General features: G+C 69.3%; 14 protein-coding genes and 1 pseudogene. 9 read left to right on the top strand and 6 right to left on the bottom strand.

Going from position 1 to position 14,677, the window contains the following annotated elements; all coding sequences use genetic code 11:
- Nucleotides 1–71: 71 nt before the first annotated feature.
- Together ABZ420_RS28905 and ABZ420_RS28900 are read left to right on the top strand one after the other, a co-directional pair.
- Nucleotides 72–1,094, top strand: coding sequence for an ABC transporter substrate-binding protein (locus tag ABZ420_RS28905; protein WP_357129128.1), 1,023 nt, complete (start codon nt 72–74; stop codon nt 1,092–1,094).
- Nucleotides 1,095–1,701: 607 nt separating this feature from the next.
- Nucleotides 1,702–2,838 (top strand): annotated as a pseudogene (locus ABZ420_RS28900) (transcription termination factor Rho, short form); the annotation flags it as partial.
- A gap of 82 nt (nt 2,839–2,920) precedes the next feature.
- Here the strand turns inward: ABZ420_RS28900 and ABZ420_RS28895 are convergent.
- From ABZ420_RS28895 to ABZ420_RS28875, 5 genes are all read right to left on the bottom strand, one after another.
- Nucleotides 2,921–4,132 carry a Dyp-type peroxidase gene (locus ABZ420_RS28895; protein ID WP_357129125.1) on the bottom strand — a complete coding sequence of 404 codons (1,212 nt, stop codon included), beginning with the start codon at nt 4,130–4,132 and terminating at the stop codon, nt 2,921–2,923.
- The gene (locus ABZ420_RS28890; RefSeq protein WP_357129123.1) at nt 4,125–4,697 is read right to left on the bottom strand and encodes a copper chaperone PCu(A)C; all 573 of its coding nucleotides are present in this window, start codon (nt 4,695–4,697) and stop codon (nt 4,125–4,127) included. Before ABZ420_RS28890 ends, ABZ420_RS28895 begins: the two co-directional genes overlap by 8 nt.
- Before the next feature lie 353 nt (nt 4,698–5,050).
- Entirely contained in the window at nt 5,051–5,548 is a 498-nt protein-coding gene (locus tag ABZ420_RS28885) for a hypothetical protein (protein ID WP_357129120.1), read from the bottom strand.
- A gap of 176 nt (nt 5,549–5,724) precedes the next feature.
- Entirely contained in the window at nt 5,725–6,438 is a 714-nt protein-coding gene (locus ABZ420_RS28880; RefSeq protein ID WP_357129117.1) for an endonuclease/exonuclease/phosphatase family protein, read from the bottom strand.
- 65 nt (nt 6,439–6,503) lie between these two features.
- Nucleotides 6,504–7,133, bottom strand: a complete 630-nt coding sequence (locus ABZ420_RS28875) for a TetR family transcriptional regulator (protein ID WP_357129115.1) — start codon at nt 7,131–7,133, stop codon at nt 6,504–6,506.
- Nucleotides 7,134–7,249: 116 nt separating this feature from the next.
- Between ABZ420_RS28875 and ABZ420_RS28870 the strand changes: the two genes are divergently transcribed.
- Nucleotides 7,250–8,386, top strand: a complete 1,137-nt coding sequence (locus tag ABZ420_RS28870; RefSeq protein ID WP_357129112.1) for a lipase family protein — start codon at nt 7,250–7,252, stop codon at nt 8,384–8,386.
- A 10-nt stretch (nt 8,387–8,396) separates the two neighbouring features.
- Here ABZ420_RS28870 and ABZ420_RS28865 read toward each other — a convergent pair whose 3' ends face one another.
- The gene (locus ABZ420_RS28865; protein WP_357129109.1) at nt 8,397–9,836 is read right to left on the bottom strand and encodes an MFS transporter; all 1,440 of its coding nucleotides are present in this window, start codon (nt 9,834–9,836) and stop codon (nt 8,397–8,399) included.
- A 154-nt stretch (nt 9,837–9,990) separates the two neighbouring features.
- Here ABZ420_RS28865 and ABZ420_RS28860 point away from each other — a divergent pair, with 154 nt between their 5' ends.
- The 6 genes from ABZ420_RS28860 (at nt 9,991) to ABZ420_RS28835 (ending at nt 14,660) form a co-directional block, all read left to right on the top strand.
- Nucleotides 9,991–10,440, top strand: coding sequence for a MarR family transcriptional regulator (locus tag ABZ420_RS28860; protein ID WP_357129106.1), 450 nt, complete (start codon nt 9,991–9,993; stop codon nt 10,438–10,440).
- 86 nt (nt 10,441–10,526) lie between these two features.
- Nucleotides 10,527–11,222: a response regulator transcription factor gene (locus tag ABZ420_RS28855; RefSeq protein ID WP_357129103.1), complete on the top strand. Its 696-nt coding sequence runs from the start codon at nt 10,527–10,529 to the stop codon at nt 11,220–11,222.
- Nucleotides 11,223–11,260: 38 nt separating this feature from the next.
- Complete coding sequence (locus ABZ420_RS28850) at nt 11,261–12,304, top strand: ATP-binding protein (protein WP_357129229.1); 1,044 nt, start codon at nt 11,261–11,263, stop codon at nt 12,302–12,304.
- A 209-nt stretch (nt 12,305–12,513) separates the two neighbouring features.
- Nucleotides 12,514–14,031: a DUF4173 domain-containing protein gene (locus ABZ420_RS28845; RefSeq protein ID WP_357129100.1), complete on the top strand. Its 1,518-nt coding sequence runs from the start codon at nt 12,514–12,516 to the stop codon at nt 14,029–14,031.
- 34 nt (nt 14,032–14,065) lie between these two features.
- Nucleotides 14,066–14,344 carry a hypothetical protein gene (locus ABZ420_RS28840; protein WP_357129097.1) on the top strand — a complete coding sequence of 93 codons (279 nt, stop codon included), beginning with the start codon at nt 14,066–14,068 and terminating at the stop codon, nt 14,342–14,344.
- Nucleotides 14,337–14,660 carry a CopG family transcriptional regulator gene (locus ABZ420_RS28835; protein ID WP_051175844.1) on the top strand — a complete coding sequence of 108 codons (324 nt, stop codon included), beginning with the start codon at nt 14,337–14,339 and terminating at the stop codon, nt 14,658–14,660. Before ABZ420_RS28840 ends, ABZ420_RS28835 begins: the two co-directional genes overlap by 8 nt.
- Nucleotides 14,661–14,677 lie beyond the last annotated feature (17 nt).

The raw sequence follows: 14,677 nt of genomic DNA, 5'->3' as shown, positions 1-14,677 counted from the left end.
ACGCGAGATTGCCCGTGCTCAACGATCGCTGGACTGCGACGCGTCAGTGCGTTGCTGCTAGCGAGGAGAGTATGAGCGTGAGAGCGCACAGCAGGTTTCTGGTCGGCGCGATAGTCGCCGCAACGGTGGCGATGCTGCTCACCGCATGCGGCGGCGGGGAGGTCCGTACGTCCGGCGGTGTGCCGGTGCTGCGTTATCAAGGTTGGGCGTCTCAAGTCGTCATTCCGGAACTCGCGGAAGATCTCGGCTTCTTCGACGGCAAAGTGAAGCTCGAGTGGCAAGGCAATACCATCAGCGGTCCGCAGGACATCCAATCGGCGGCGACCGGTCAGGTCGACTTCGGCGGTGCGTTCGGGGGCGCGGTGGCCAAGCTGGCGCGGGGCGGCGCGCCGATTACGGCCGTGGTGAACTACTACGGGTCCGACGAGAAGACGTTCACCGGGTTCTATGTTCCCGAGAACAGCCCGATCAAAACTCCGAAAGATCTGCTGGACAAGAAGATCGGAGTGAATACGCTGGGCGGCCAGTCCGAGGCGGATATCCACACCGCGTTGAAGAAGATCGGTTTCGACGACCAACAGATCAAGTCGGTTCAGCTGGTGGTGTTGCCCCCGCCGAACACCGAGGACGCCGTTCGGCGCGGGCAGGTCGACGTCGCCGCGTTGAGCGGGCAGTTCCAGCAGCGGGCGATCGCGAACGGCGGACTCCGTCCGGTGTTCACCGACTACGAGGAATTCGGTCCGTTCAACGGCGGTCAGTACGTTTTCCGCAACGACTTCATCGCCAAGAATCCCGACAGTGTCCGGGCATTCGTCGACGGGGTCGCCAAAGCCATCGAATGGCAGAAGACGACCCCGCGCGACCAGGTGATCGCGAAGTTCACCGAGATCATCGAGAAGCGGAAGCGATCGGGCGAGGACGCCTCGTCGGTGAAGTACTGGTTGTCGGTCGGAGTGCCCGCCGTCAGCGGCGTCATCACCGACGCCGACTTTCTGCGCTGGGAGGCTTGGCTGCGAGATACCGGCGCGATCACCGGTTCGTTCGATCCTTCGAAGTTCTACACCAACGAATACAACCCGTACGCGCCGAAGTAGTGCGCAAGACAGGTCGGGCTCCGCTGTGCCGCGAGAGCCTGACCTGTCGAATTTTTCGATGCGGAGCCGAGCGTCGTATCGCGTATTTCGTGTCGCCGCGAAGCTATTCGGCGGGTGCCTCGGCTAGCGACAGACTGTTCCCGTCAGGGGCCGGTACGACGTGGCGCCCGCCGTTGCCGTAGGCTCCGAATCTCACCGGATAAAGCGCAAACCGCCTGGTGGGGGCATCGAACCGCAATCCGGGCGTATGCCCGATATCGCCTGCCGAGCGATTCACGCGACGTGCGTCGCACTGGTTCGATCATGGCGACGGTCATCGGATCGGCCACTGGAACAATCGGGCGCCGTTGCGTGTTGTCACTGGTGCCGCTACTGTTGGTGCGGTCTCCATCTTGTGGATGTAGGTGACAGTTCCCTCCCACAAGAGTCCACATTCGCCACGGCGTTCTCGCATGCCGTGCCCACAGCACCGCGCTCGGACTGGACGGCTCCGGCCACGCAGCACATCGGCGCGCCGCAGCGAGCGTCATTCCCAGCAGGCGGCATTCACGGCGACCCGCCGCATCCACATCTCACCAGGAGTAAATCCATGCAGGACAACATTATTCGCAGACAAGACAACGCAACCGGAGAGAACCGCGCGACATCGGTCACGGGTATCCTCGATATCACCGACAACCATGCCTCGCTGCACGTCGACGGCTACCTGTCCGGACCGCACGATGCTCATGTGCCCGCGCGCTCGATCCGCGAGTACGGCCTTCGCCGCGGCGATATCGTCACCGGCACAGTCGGATCCAAGCGGGAAGGCGCGAAACTCGCACCGCTGGTCGCAGTCGGCAGCGTCAACGGCCTGCCTCCGGGCAATACCGGGTCGCGACCGCACTTCGCCGACTTGGTCCCCATCTATCCGCAGGACCGGCTGCGGCTGGAGACCGAGCCGCACGAGCTGACCACTCGCGTCACCGATCTGATGATGCCGATCGGCAAGGGCCAGCGCGCGATGGTCGTCGCACCGCCCAAAGCGGGCAAGTCGTCCGCGTTGCAATCCATCGCGCACGGCATCGCCAAGAATCATCCCGAGTGCCACCTGATGCTGGTACTGGTCGGGGAACGCCCGGAAGAGGTGACCGACCTGTCCCGCGCGGTGCCCGCTGAGATCGCCGCCGCGACCTTCGACCAGCCGGCCCGCGAACACATCGCGCTCGCCGAATTGGCCATCGAACACGCCAAACGTCTCGTCGAAATGGGCCGCGACGTGGTCGTGCTGCTCGACTCGCTGACCAGGCTGGCCCGTGCCTACAACCTGGCGGCCGCCGGGTCCGGCCGGATCCTCTCCGGTGGCGTCGACGCCGGGGCGCTCGCGCCACCGAAGAAATTCCTCGGCGCCGCCCGCAATATCGAGAACGGCGGCTCGCTCACCATCATCGCCACCGCGCTGGTCGAGACCGGCTCGCTGGCCGACACCGTGATCTTCGAGGAGTACAAGGGCACCGGAAACGCCGAACTGAAGCTCGATCGGCACCTCTCCGACCGCCGGCTGTTCCCCGCGATCGACATCGACCGGTCGAGCACCCGCAAAGAGGAGCTGTTGCTCACCGCCGATGAGCTCGCGGCCACTCGATCCCTCCGCAAGACCCTGTCGGGCCGCGACCCACAGCAAGCGCTGGAACTGCTGCTGACCGGCCTGAGGCAAACCGAGACCAATGGAGATTTCCTGACCCAGATTCGCAACGCGGGCTGAGACGATGCGCTGTTCGACGAGTTGCCTTGCAGGTGTTCTGCTGACCTGATGTGTTCGGCGCCCACTGGGCGCCGAACACGTCTCACGCCTCGAACAGTGATTGCCCGAGATAGCCGCCCGGTGCCGCGACCCCGGGCGGGATCACGAACACCGCGGAACCGACCGGCGTCGTCCACACATTGAGCGCGTCGAACTCCGCGAGCCTGCGCTGCACCGGAACGAACTGCGCGTCCACGTCGCGCTGATAGGCGGCGAACAGCAGACCCGAGTTGGAGATCCCGCCCGGCGCGGGCGCGTCGTCGTAGTTGTAGCCGCGACGTAGGAAACGCTCGCCGTCGTGCGTGTGATGAGCCCGAGCGATGTGCGACGACGGGGGGATGACGGGTATCCCGTTCGCGTCGACGGCCGTGAAGTCCGGTTCGTCGAACTCGTCGGTTCCGGTCAGCGGAGCACCGTTGGCAACGGTGCGGCCGATGGTGAGTTCCCTTTCCTCTCGGTCGATTCGGTCCCAGGTGTCCAATGTCATCGCGATCCGCCGCAGCACGCACGAGGTACCGCCGCTCAGCCAGGGCTGGGTCGCGCCGTCGTCCCACACCAGGCGGGCGAACGCGGGTGTGCCGGGAGCGAGGTTCACCGTGCCGTCCACCTGGCCCATCAGGTTGCGCGGCGTCCCGCCCGGCGCGGCATCGCGAAATCCACGCTGCACCCAGCGCACGGTGACCAGCGACGACACGCTCCGGCACAGCACACGCACCGCGTGCGACACCGTGGTCGCCTCATCCGCGCACACCTGTAGGAGCAGGTCGCCTCCGCTCCAGGCGGCTTCGAGCCGGTCGATGGGGAACGGGGGCAACGGCCGCAGCCAGGACGGCCTGCGCTGCTCGAGGCCGGCCGCCGGGAACACCGCGGGCCCGAAACCCACGGTGATGGTGAGCCGCGCCGGACGCTGCGCCAGTTCGGGTTCGGTGTCCGCGAGGGCGGGCCGCCCCTGGGTGAGCCGGGCGGCGTCGCCGGTCCATATCTTCAGCAGTCCGACGAGGTCCTCACGCCCGACTCCCGCCCTCAGATCCAATGCGACGAACGCCGCGTGCGCTTGCGCCACGGTATCGATCCCGGCTTGGTGCGGTCCGTAGAACGGCACCGCCGCGTCCCACGGCGCCGGATCGGGCCCCCGCTGTCCGATGCGGGCGGCGGCGGCGAGCCCGGCACCGGCGACGCCTGCCGCGGCGGCACCGCCGCCCAGCAGGCGCCGCCGGTTGATCCGTGCGGGTCGCGGTCCGTTCCGCTCAGCCACCGTGCGCGGGAGTCTGCGCGCCGGCGTGTGACTCGCCGCCCGCGTGATCGGGCACGTAATTCTCCTGGTTGCCCGCGAAGTCGCGCACCTGCGCGGTGAATGTCGTGCTGGAGCCGTCGTCGAAGGTCAGCGTGAGTGACGTCTCCGATCCGGTGCGCAGTGGTCCGTGCAGGTCCATGAACATGATGTGGTCGCCGCCGGGCCGCAGCTGGGTGCGGCCGTGCGCGGGGACGACGAATCCGTCGCGTTTGGGCCGCATCGCCTTCGTCCCGTTCGCGTCGGTGACCACTTCGTGCAGCTCGATCCGGCCGGAGGCGGGACTGGTGGCCGAGACGATGGTGCGGGGGGTGTCGCCGCTGTTGATCAGGTCGCCGAACGCGGCCGACATCCCGCTGTCGGCCGCCTTGACCCACTGGTCGGCAATCGTCACGGCATCGGCTGATGCGACGGTGCCGGTCTTGTCGGCCGACGAGCACGCGGTCAGCAGAAGCGGCACCGCCGCGGCGGCGATCGTGCCCCGCAGGAGGCGAGCGATGCGTGGTGCAGTGAAGGTATCGACAAACATGAGAACTCCGGAGTTTCGCGCGATGTGGTGTGGTGCGCCGACGAGGCGTGCGGCGTCGACCGATCCGCCGGTGGGCCTGCCGGTCGGGTCACCGGGTGCTGTCGGCCGGCGCAGCGGACTCGTGGAGACATCAGCGGACCGGCCGAGGCGGGGGTTCCCCCGAACGCCGCAAACACTAGGGGACTCGCCGAAATAGGCTGCTGCTCACCGAATCTCGTGGCGAACCGTTGTGCCGTGCTACGAACTGCCATGGCATTCGCTGATTCGGACAGGTTTCGAGCCGCGTGGACGATGTCGATCCGATTCGCGTCGCGGGGCGGTGAGCCCGCGATACTCGCCGGCGCGAGGAAGGGTCAGGCCCGCAGTGGTGGACCGCGCAGACCGGAGCCCGAACCGAGCAGCAGGCGCCGTGGATGAGGCAGCGCCCGGCCGAAGGCGAACGAGCCGAGCCGGACCGGTGCGCTGGGCCCGTCGGCGAGCACGCGCACCGCGCGTCGCACGTCGGAAACCGCTCGCAGCACGCCTTGTTCGGCGGCGCGGATGAGCAGCGCGCCGAGCGGAACGGCCGCCAGATGCGTCAAGAGCATCGCCGACGTGGTGCCCGCCTGGTGGTGATGGCCGGCCGACAGGGTGGATGCGACGTGTGCGACGGCTTGCCCCACCGCCAGCGTCGCCATGATCTCGCCCGGTCCACGCCGGTGCGGCCGCGTACCGGCCAGCACGCCCACCGCCGCGCACGCGGCGATCAGCAGGGCGATCGGCGCGGCGCCGGGAGACAGCGCGCCGCCGCCGAGCGCGTGCGCCGCGATGCTCACCGCCCCGGCCGCGGATCCGACGAACGCGCCGCGCATCCGCGCCGCTACTATCGCCGGATTATCCACCGGCTCATACTACTTCCTGTCGTAGCGGTGACCGGCACCGGATCGAGTTGGAGCCCTGCCATCGGGTCTGCCGCGAGTCCGCGCTGTTCGGACCGAATCGGCGTGGGGCGCAACATCTCCGCAGCGCAACAGCGACGGCGGCCCGTTCAGACCGTGAGGGCCGCGTGGACGATGTTGTGGTCGGATACCCCGCCGACGTCGTCGACCGCCGCCGTCGTGACGGTCGCGCCGTGCACCACCACGTGGTCGATGTACTGCGACTTCGGGCCCGAATCGCGCGGGCGGGTGGGAATCGCGTCTGCGGCGTGTTCGGCGACGACGAAGGCGTCACCCAACCCGGCGGCGACGGCGGCGCGGTCGATGTTGAAGTCACCAAGCAGCACCGCGGCGTTCTGCGATGCGTCGGTGGCGAGTTCGGCCAGGCGGGTGAGTTGGTCGGTGCGGCGCCGGTCACCGGTCACGTGGGTGGCGATCACGGTCAGGCCGCCCGCGTCGACGACGAGAGCGCCTTTACCTCGGTCCTGGGCAAAGGATTCGGCGGTGACTTCACGGCTCGGCTCGGCGGTGAGCACGACCAGATATTCGCCGCCGTCGAGCAGGGAGCTCGGGACGCGCCGCGGGGTCGGCAGCCGCTGATACCGCATCGCATGGATCGTCCGGCCCGGCAGCGCCATTCGCAGGCCGGCCAACTGATCACCGCTGACCTCCTGTAACGCGATGATTCGTTCGGTGCGTTCGGCCACCCGCGCGGTCACCGCGGCGATCCGCGCCCCCTCGTCCGGCCATCGGGTAGCGACGTCCTCGTACCAGTTCTCGGCGTGCACGCGATGCAGAACGTTCCAAGTGGCCACCGTGATCACCTTCGCGATGGTATGCGACCCGGGCGGAACGGGTTACGGCGCGGGCTGCGCCGCCCTCGGCGCGCTCAGCCCGCGCCCTGGATGTCGATGCCCTGCTGGAGCGAGGCCACCGCGCGATCGAGGACGCGGTGCAGGGCCGGAATCGAATGGTCCGCACCCATCATCCAGTGATCGAGTCCGACGCCGAAGGCCGCGAAACAGGCCGCGGCCGTGAGTTGCGGGCGCAGATCGCCGGCGGGGAGCCCGGCGCGGGCGGCGAAGTTCAGTGCCATCGCGCGCTGGCGTCCGAGGGCGCCGATGAAGTTCTCCCGGCGCAATTCCGGGTTGCCGACCAGCAGCTGCCTGGCCCGGCGCGCCGTGTCCGCTTGTCGGTGGCGTGCCGGGGCGTCCTGCTCGTCGAGCAAGAAGTCGCGCAATGCCGCGCGCAGCGCGGTCAGCACCGATTCGCTCACCGGGCGCCGGTCGACGGCGGCGAGCAACTGCGCCATCAGGTCTTCCTCGTGGCTGAAGACCACCGCGAGCTTCGAGGGGAAATGGCGGTGGAAGGTGCGCCGCGAGACCTGCGCGGCGTCGGCGATCTGCTGCACGGTGGTCTGTTCGAACCCGTGTAGTTCGAACAGCCGCAGCGCCGCTTCGACCAACTCCCGGCGCACTCGCGTCTTCTCGCGTTCGCGTGGACCGTTCACGCCCGTCATGCCCGCAGCTCTCTTCGCGATGTCCCGACGTTGATGTCTCAAAGTGACACTTTAGCCGATTGCCGGGCTACAGTGTCTCATCGAGACACCAAGCCGACGATCGAGAGGTGACGCCCATGTCGGTGCGACGTGCGGGAATTACCGTGGCCATGGCGGCGCTGCTGTGCGCGGGGGCGCAGATGGGTCCGGCGGTGGCCGATCCCGCGGGGCCGGGGGCGGCGCCGGGCACGGTCGCCACCGATGAGGTGATGCCCGAACCGCTCTGGATCGAGGGCGCGGGCTCGGCCCATCGCCTGACGTACTGGACCCGGACTTCCGACGACCAGCCCGCGCTGTCCAGCGGCGCCGTCTTCGTGCCCGCGGGCACGCCGCCGAGCGGGGGCTGGCCGGTGTTGTCCTGGGAACACGGAACGGTCGGCCTCGCCGACGAATGCGCGCCTTCCACCGCGGGTCGCAGCAAACGCGACCTGGACTACCTGGCGACCTGGATGCGCCAGGGTTACGCCGTCGTGGCGACCGACTACATCGGTCTGGGCACCCCGGGACCGCACGCGTACCTGGACGGACGTGCCGAGGCGCACGCGGCGATCGACATGGTGCGTGCGGCTCGCGCGGCCGACGATTCGCTGTCGTCGAAATGGGTGGCGATCGGGCAGTCGCAAGGCGGGGGCGCCGCGGTGTTCACCGCGTCACTGGCCACGGAATACGCACCCGACCTCGACTATCGCGGCGCCGTGGCGACCGGCCCTGCCTCCAATATCGTCGAGGCCGCTTCGCTCCTCGGACCCGGTGTGCCCGCGATCGGCAACGCGCACCTCACCGCCTATATCGCGTATGTGATGAACGGATTGAAGGCGGCGCGACCAGGCTTCGATCTGGACAGCTATCTCAGCCCGGTCGGCAAGCAATTGGCGACCGCAGCGGAGTCGCTGTGCTTCCAGCCGCTCGCCGATCGCGCGCAGGGAATCTCGGTCGACCAGTTGTTCTCCCGCCCGCTCGCCGACGGCGATTTCGTCGCCACGGCCCGCCCGGTCATGGACGTCCCGCTGACGGGATACGACCGGCCGCTGTTCATCGGGCAGGGCACCAACGACACCGACGTCCCCGCGCCGTTGACCGCGAAACTGGTCATCGATCTGGAATCGCACGGTGTCCGGCCCGACGTCCACGTGTACGCGGGGAAGGATCACAGCGCCACGATGGCCGCTTCGTTGCCGCACAGCATTCCGTTCGTCGCGCGCCTGTTCGCCTGAGTCGGCGCGCTCAGGCGCGCGCGGCCGCGGGCTCGAGTTCTGCGGTGTCCCGCGTCGGCTCGGTGGGCTTGCGGACCGGAATGGCCAGCGCGACCAGTGCGGCGAGCACGGAGACGCCGCACCCGATCAGCAGCCCGGTGCGGAAACCGGCCTCGGTGGGGATGGTGTGTCCACCGAGCCCGGTGCTCATCTGCGCGAGGACGACTCCGACGACCGCCGCGGACACCGTGGTCCCGATCGAGCGCATCAAGGTGTTGAAGCTGTTGGCCGACGCGGTTTCCGACAGCGGGACCGCGCCCATGATGAGCGCGGGCATGGAGCCGTAGGCGAGGCCGACGCCACCGCTGCACACGCACGTCACGACGAGCAGACCCCAGGTCGATCCCAGCAGCAGGACCGATGAGCCGTACCCGAGGGCGATGACGATGCTGCCCACGATGAGCGTCACCTTCGGGCCGCGCGCGGCCGAAAGCCGGGCGCCCAGCGGGGAAACCGCCATCATCACCAGACCGGCGGGGGCCATCCACAATCCCATCGCCAGCATGGACTGCCCGAGGCCGTAACCGGTGACCACCGGCAGTTGCAGCAGCTGCGGGATGATCAGCGACTGCGCGTACATGGCGAACCCGACCACGATCGAGGCCGCGTTGGTCAGCAGTACCTGCTTGCGCGCGGTCACTCGCAGATCCACCAGCGGGTCGGCGGTTCGCAGTTCCCACCAGCCCCAGACCGCCAGGACCAGGAGCGCGGTCGCGAACAGGCCGAGGGTGGTTCCGCTCGTCCAGCCCCAGTCGGCGCCCTTGGACACCGCGAGCAACAGGCACACCAGCGCGGTGCCGAGGCCGAGCGCGCCGAGCACGTCGAAGCCGCCGCCTCCGCGTGCCGGGATGGCGGGCACCAGCAGCCAGATCAGCGTGGCCACGCCGGCGCTGAGCACGGCCGAGCCCCAGAACAGCACGCGCCAACTGGCGTTCTCGGCGACCGCGGCGGCGATCGGAAGGCCCAGCGCGCCACCGATCCCCATCGAGGCGCTCATCACCGCGATGGACGTGCCGAGCCGTTCGGTGGGCAGGAGGTCCCGCAACGCGCTGATGCCCAGCGGCACGACGCCCATGCCGATGCCCTGCAGGCCGCGTCCGGCGATCATCGGCACGACCGAGCTCGCCAGCGCGCAGACCAGCGAACCGCCGATGAGCGGAACCGTGCACGCCAGCAGCATGCGCCGCTTGCCGTAGAGATCGCCGAGGCGGCCGGTGATGGGCGTGGCCACCGCACCGGCGAGCAGTGTCGCCGTGATGACCCAGGAGGCGTTGGACGGCGTGGTGCCCAGGAGCCGGGGGAGGTCCCCGATCAGGGGCACCACCAAGGTCTGCATCAGGGCGGCGACGATGCCCGCCGCCGCGAGTACACCGACTATGCCCTCGGACCGGACTTCCGATGGTGCTGCCACGCGGATCTCCCTCTCTATTCGATCTGTGTGTACAGTACATATGGATTGCATTATGCACAAGAGTTGCACTATGCAATTGCGCTGGTCCGCGCAGGTGGGTGTGGTATACGTGCGGAGATGAGCCCGTAGCGGCGGATATCGGCAGGAGCGTTGTGTGGACAAGCCCGTATCTTCGGTGGAGTTCGAAACCATGCTGTTGGGGCGGCACAGCCTCAGCGCCAAGGCCCGCCGGGGTAGCGGCCACCTCGACCGCAGCGCCTACACGGTGCTGAACAGGCTGCGAGTGCAGGGCCCGATGTCCGTGGGCGAACTCAGCGACGCCTTCGGTCTGGACACCTCCACGCTGCACCGCCAGACGACCGCCATGCGCGAAGCCGGTCTCGTCGAACGCATTCCGGATCCGGACGGCGGCATGGCGCGCAAGTTCCGCCTCACCGCCGAGGGCGGGCGCCAGCTCGATGCCGAACGCGCCTACAACGTCCGCGCTCTCGAGCGCGTGCTGTCGGACTGGACCGCCGAGGACGTCGCCGCGTTCGCCGGATTCCTGAAGCGGTTCAACACCGACATCGAACGCATCGACAAGCGTCCGTGGCCCCGGCCGTGAACGAGTGCCGCACCGCCCGCCCATGCACACGCAATCTCCACAAATGACGCCGGTTCTCTCCACAACCGGTGGTTAGGGTTCGGTGCATGGAACACAGCGCACCGGCGCACACCGTACGGCGGATCCTGGTCGTGGACGACGAGATGACCATCGCCGAATCCGTCGCGGCGCGCCTGCGGGCGGAGGGGTTCACCGTCGAGCTGGCACACGACGGCCCCTCGGCTGTCGCCGCCGCCGAGGCCGTCGACCCGGACCTGGTGGTGCTCGACGTCATGCTGCCGGGATTCGACGGGCTGGAGGTGTGCCGTCGCATTCAGGCGCGCCGCGCGGTGCCCGTGCTCATGCTGACCGCGCGCGCCGACGAAACCGACCAGCTAGTCGGCTTGGGTGTCGGCGCGGACGATTATCTGACGAAGCCGTTTTCGCTGCGCGTGCTCGCCGCCCGGGTACACGCGCTGCTGCGCCGGATGGACCGGGCGGCCGACCGCGACGGCGCGACGATCCTGGTCGGAGACCTCCGCATCGATGTCGACCAGCGCCGGGTCTGGCGCGCGGAGGTGGAGGCGTTGCTCACGCCGCTGGAATTCGATCTGCTCGCCCGGCTCGCCCGGCGTCCGCGCATGGTGCTCGCGCGGGAGCGACTGCTCGAAGACGTTTGGGACTGGTCCGACGCGGCGGGCACCCGCGCGGTCGACAGCCACATCAAGGCGTTGCGCCGCAAACTCGGCGCCGACCTGATCCGTACCGTGCGCGGCGTCGGATACGCCCTGGAAGCCCGATGAGCGCCGGTCCCGAGAACGCGCCGCGGGTGCGGAAGACGATGTCCGGCACTCTTTCCGGCGAGTGGCGCAGGCTCGGCGACAGCGTGGCCGAGCTGCTGCCGCGGCCGTTGGACCCGGTGAAGTCGATCAAGCTGAAGCTCGCGATCCTCATGCTGTGCTCCGGCGGTGTGGCGTTCGGATTCTTCCGATTCAAGATCGGGTGGCTGCCGCCGCGCACCACGCTCACCGCGGTGGTGATCGCGTTGATCACCTCGCAGTTCCTCGCCCACGGCATCACCAGGCCGCTGCGGGAGATGACCGCGGCGGCGAAGCGGATGGCTCACGGCGACTACACCTTGCGGGTGCGGGCGAGTTCGCGCGACGAAGTCGGGCAACTCGCCGAGGCGTTCAACCAGATGGCCGCCGACCTGGCGGCTGCCGACCGGCAACGCCGCGATCTGATCGCGAACGTCTCGCACGAATTGCGCACCCCGATCACGGCGTTGCACGCGGTGCTGGAGAACCTGGTGGACGGCGTCTCCCAACCCGACCCGGCGACCCTGCGCACCGCGCTGGCCCAGACCGAACGGCTGACGCTGCTCGTCTCGGAACTGCTCGACCTCTCCAGCATCGAAGCGGGCGCCTTCCCGCTCGATCGTGAGGATCTGCCGATCGCGCCGCTGCTGGCCGACGTCGTCGCCGAAGCGGAGGTCATGACCGCCGCGCTCGGACGCGGCGTGCGCTTCCGCACCGAGGTGCTGCCCGGCGCCGCCCGCGTGTACGCCGACCGTGCCCGCCTGCATCAGGTGCTGCTCAACCTGCTCGACAACGCCGCCAGGCACGGGCCCGCGGGCGGGGAAGTCCGCCTGGCCGTGCGCGCATCGCAGGGCGAGACCGTGATCGACGTCGAGGACGACGGCCCCGGCATTCCGCTCGCCGAACGCGCCCAGGTGTTCGACCGGTTCACCAGAGGCGGCCGCACCGCGGGCGGAGGCACCGGACTGGGCCTGGCCATCTCCCGGTGGGTGGTCGACCTGCACGGCGGCACCATCGCCGTCGCCGATCCCGGCTCCCGCATCCGGGTGGTTCTGCCCGGACGCTGATCTGCCACACCACCCGACCCGGACCGCAGGCGCGGACCCGGGGTGATTCCGCACGCCCATCGAAGGAACGAACCATGCCTCCAGAACCCGAATCAGCGTCGGCTCCCGACCCGGTGTCAACTGAATCCGCGCCATCGGCAACCGATTCCAGCGCAGTCCCCGCCACGCCGGCATCGGTGTGGGCTCCGCCGGGGCACTCAGGGGTCGCGGTGGCCGAGGCGCGCGCGGAGAAGGCCGGTCCGCCGGTGGCCTGGCCGACGCTTCCCCCGCGTCCGTCGAAGTGGCGAGGGGTCGCTTGCCCTCCCGGGGTGGCGCTCGCCGCGCTCGTCTCCGGATCGGCTGCCGCGGTTCTGATCCACTGGGACCGGCCCGGCATCGGGTGGCTCCTCGCGGCCGGTGTCGCCGCGACGGCAGTGTTCCTCGTCGACCGCAATGCCCGCGGGCGAGCGGCGAGTACGACGAGCGATGGTGCGGTCGAGGCGACGTCCGGACGACAGACGGCCCGCACCGGTTCTGCTCGGTTCAACGCGGGGCGGCTGTGGTGGGCGGCGCTCGCCCTCGCCCTGCTCGCGGTAGGCGCCGTCCGCGCCGCGGGCTGGTTGTTCGCGTTGTGCGTGGTCGCGGCATGCGTCGCCGGTTCGCTGGCGGTCGTCGCACGCCGCTCGGCGAACGGCATCCTCTACGACGCGTTCGCCGTCTGGCTCGCGGCGGCTGCCGCCGTGCCGTGGGCCTACGCCGGTACCGCCCGCGTGCGTAGCGGGAACGCGCCGCGTGCGCGGCGACTCGGGCTGTCGGCAGCGGTGACCGTCGCGCTGCTCACGGTGTTCGTTCCGCTGCTCGGCAGCGCCGACGCCATGTTCGCGGCGTTGCTCGAGACCGTGACGCCGGACGTGGACATGCCGTCGGTGGCGCGCTGGATCGCACTGTTCGCGGTGGCCGGTCTCGGCACGCTCGGCGCACTGTTCCTGCTGGCGGGCCCACCGCCGCCCGCCACAGCGGCGGTGGCCGGGCGAACGTTGCGCCGATCGGAATGGGCGCTGCCGGTCGGTGCGCTCGCGGTCCTGTTCGCGGCGTTCGTCGCGACCCAGTTCGTGGTGCTCTTCGGTGGCGACGACTACGTCCAGGAGACGTCGGGCCTGACCTACGCCGAATACGCGCGCACCGGTTTCTGGCAACTGTCGGCCGTGACCGTGCTGACCCTCGCGGTGCTGATGGTCGTGCTGCGCTGGGCGGCCCAGGACACTGCCGCCGACCGGTGGTGGCTGCGGGGGCTGCTGGTGGCGGTGAGTGTGCTCGCGCTGGTGATCGTCGCCTCGGCGCTCGGCCGGATGTGGACCTACCAGCAGGCCTACGGGTTCACGGTGCTGCGCCTGCTGGTGGAAGTCTGCGAACTGTGGCTCGGCCTGGTCTACGTCTTGGTGTCGGCCGCGGTTCTGCGGCTGCGCCGGGCGTGGTTGCCGCGCGCCGTGGTGGGCACCGCGATGGCGACGCTGCTGGCGCTGGCCGTCCTGGACCCGGAGCGGTTGATCGCCGAGAAGAACATCGATCGCTGGCAGCGGGGCAAGACGCTGGACACCGAATACCTGGTGACTCTCTCGCCGGACATCCTGCCCGCGACCGATCGGCTCCCCGAGCCGCTGCGCACGCAGGTGCGAACCCGGCTGCGCGCGGACCTCGACGGAGACGCCTGGCAGAGCTGGAATCTGTCCCGGGCGAGAGCACGGTGAGCTCCCGTGCAATACACTTGTATTATCGCTGATCGTGGGTTATAACTGGCCTGAGTGGGCACTGTTGTCGCTGGTGGGGATCGACCCTCGCGAAGTGCTGCAGGTGCTCATGGGCGCCCGCCGATGGCCTCGGTGGGCGCGTGGCCGGAACGAACTCGCGGTCCTGACGGTGTGGGGCCGAACCGAGACGGGCCGGCCGCTCATCGTCGCTGTCCGCCGCACCGAAGGCTGGCAGTGGGACATCCTGGGCGCGGTCGAGATGACCGAAGCCCAGGTGGCCGAACTCGAGCGTTGGGAGCACGCCGATGACTGACTATCCGACGAACCCCGAGGACGTCCGGGACTTCCTGTCCGGTCTGGAATACAGCGACGCGCCCGTCGACCCGGCCGAGCTGCCCCCGCCGCTGCGCGCCGAGGACACGGTCACCGTCACCACGTCGCTGCGCATCCCGCTGGATCTACACCAGCGCGTCAAGAAGGCCGCCGAGCAGCGCAACGTGACCATGTCCGCACTCATTCGCGACTGGATCGAACTGGAGCTGGCCGCCCTGGAGAACGATCAGCCCATTTCGCGCGCCGACGCCCTGCGGGCACTGGCTGCCCTGCATCCGCTGCGGCAGTCGGCTTGACCTGCCGCCGCGACGGC

Origin of the sequence: Nocardia sp. NPDC005745, assembly GCF_040630775.1 — a bacterium.
Classification (GTDB): domain Bacteria; phylum Actinomycetota; class Actinomycetes; order Mycobacteriales; family Mycobacteriaceae; genus Nocardia.
Note: the sequence above shows the minus strand (reverse complement) of the source record. Positions and strands in the feature narration are given on the sequence as shown.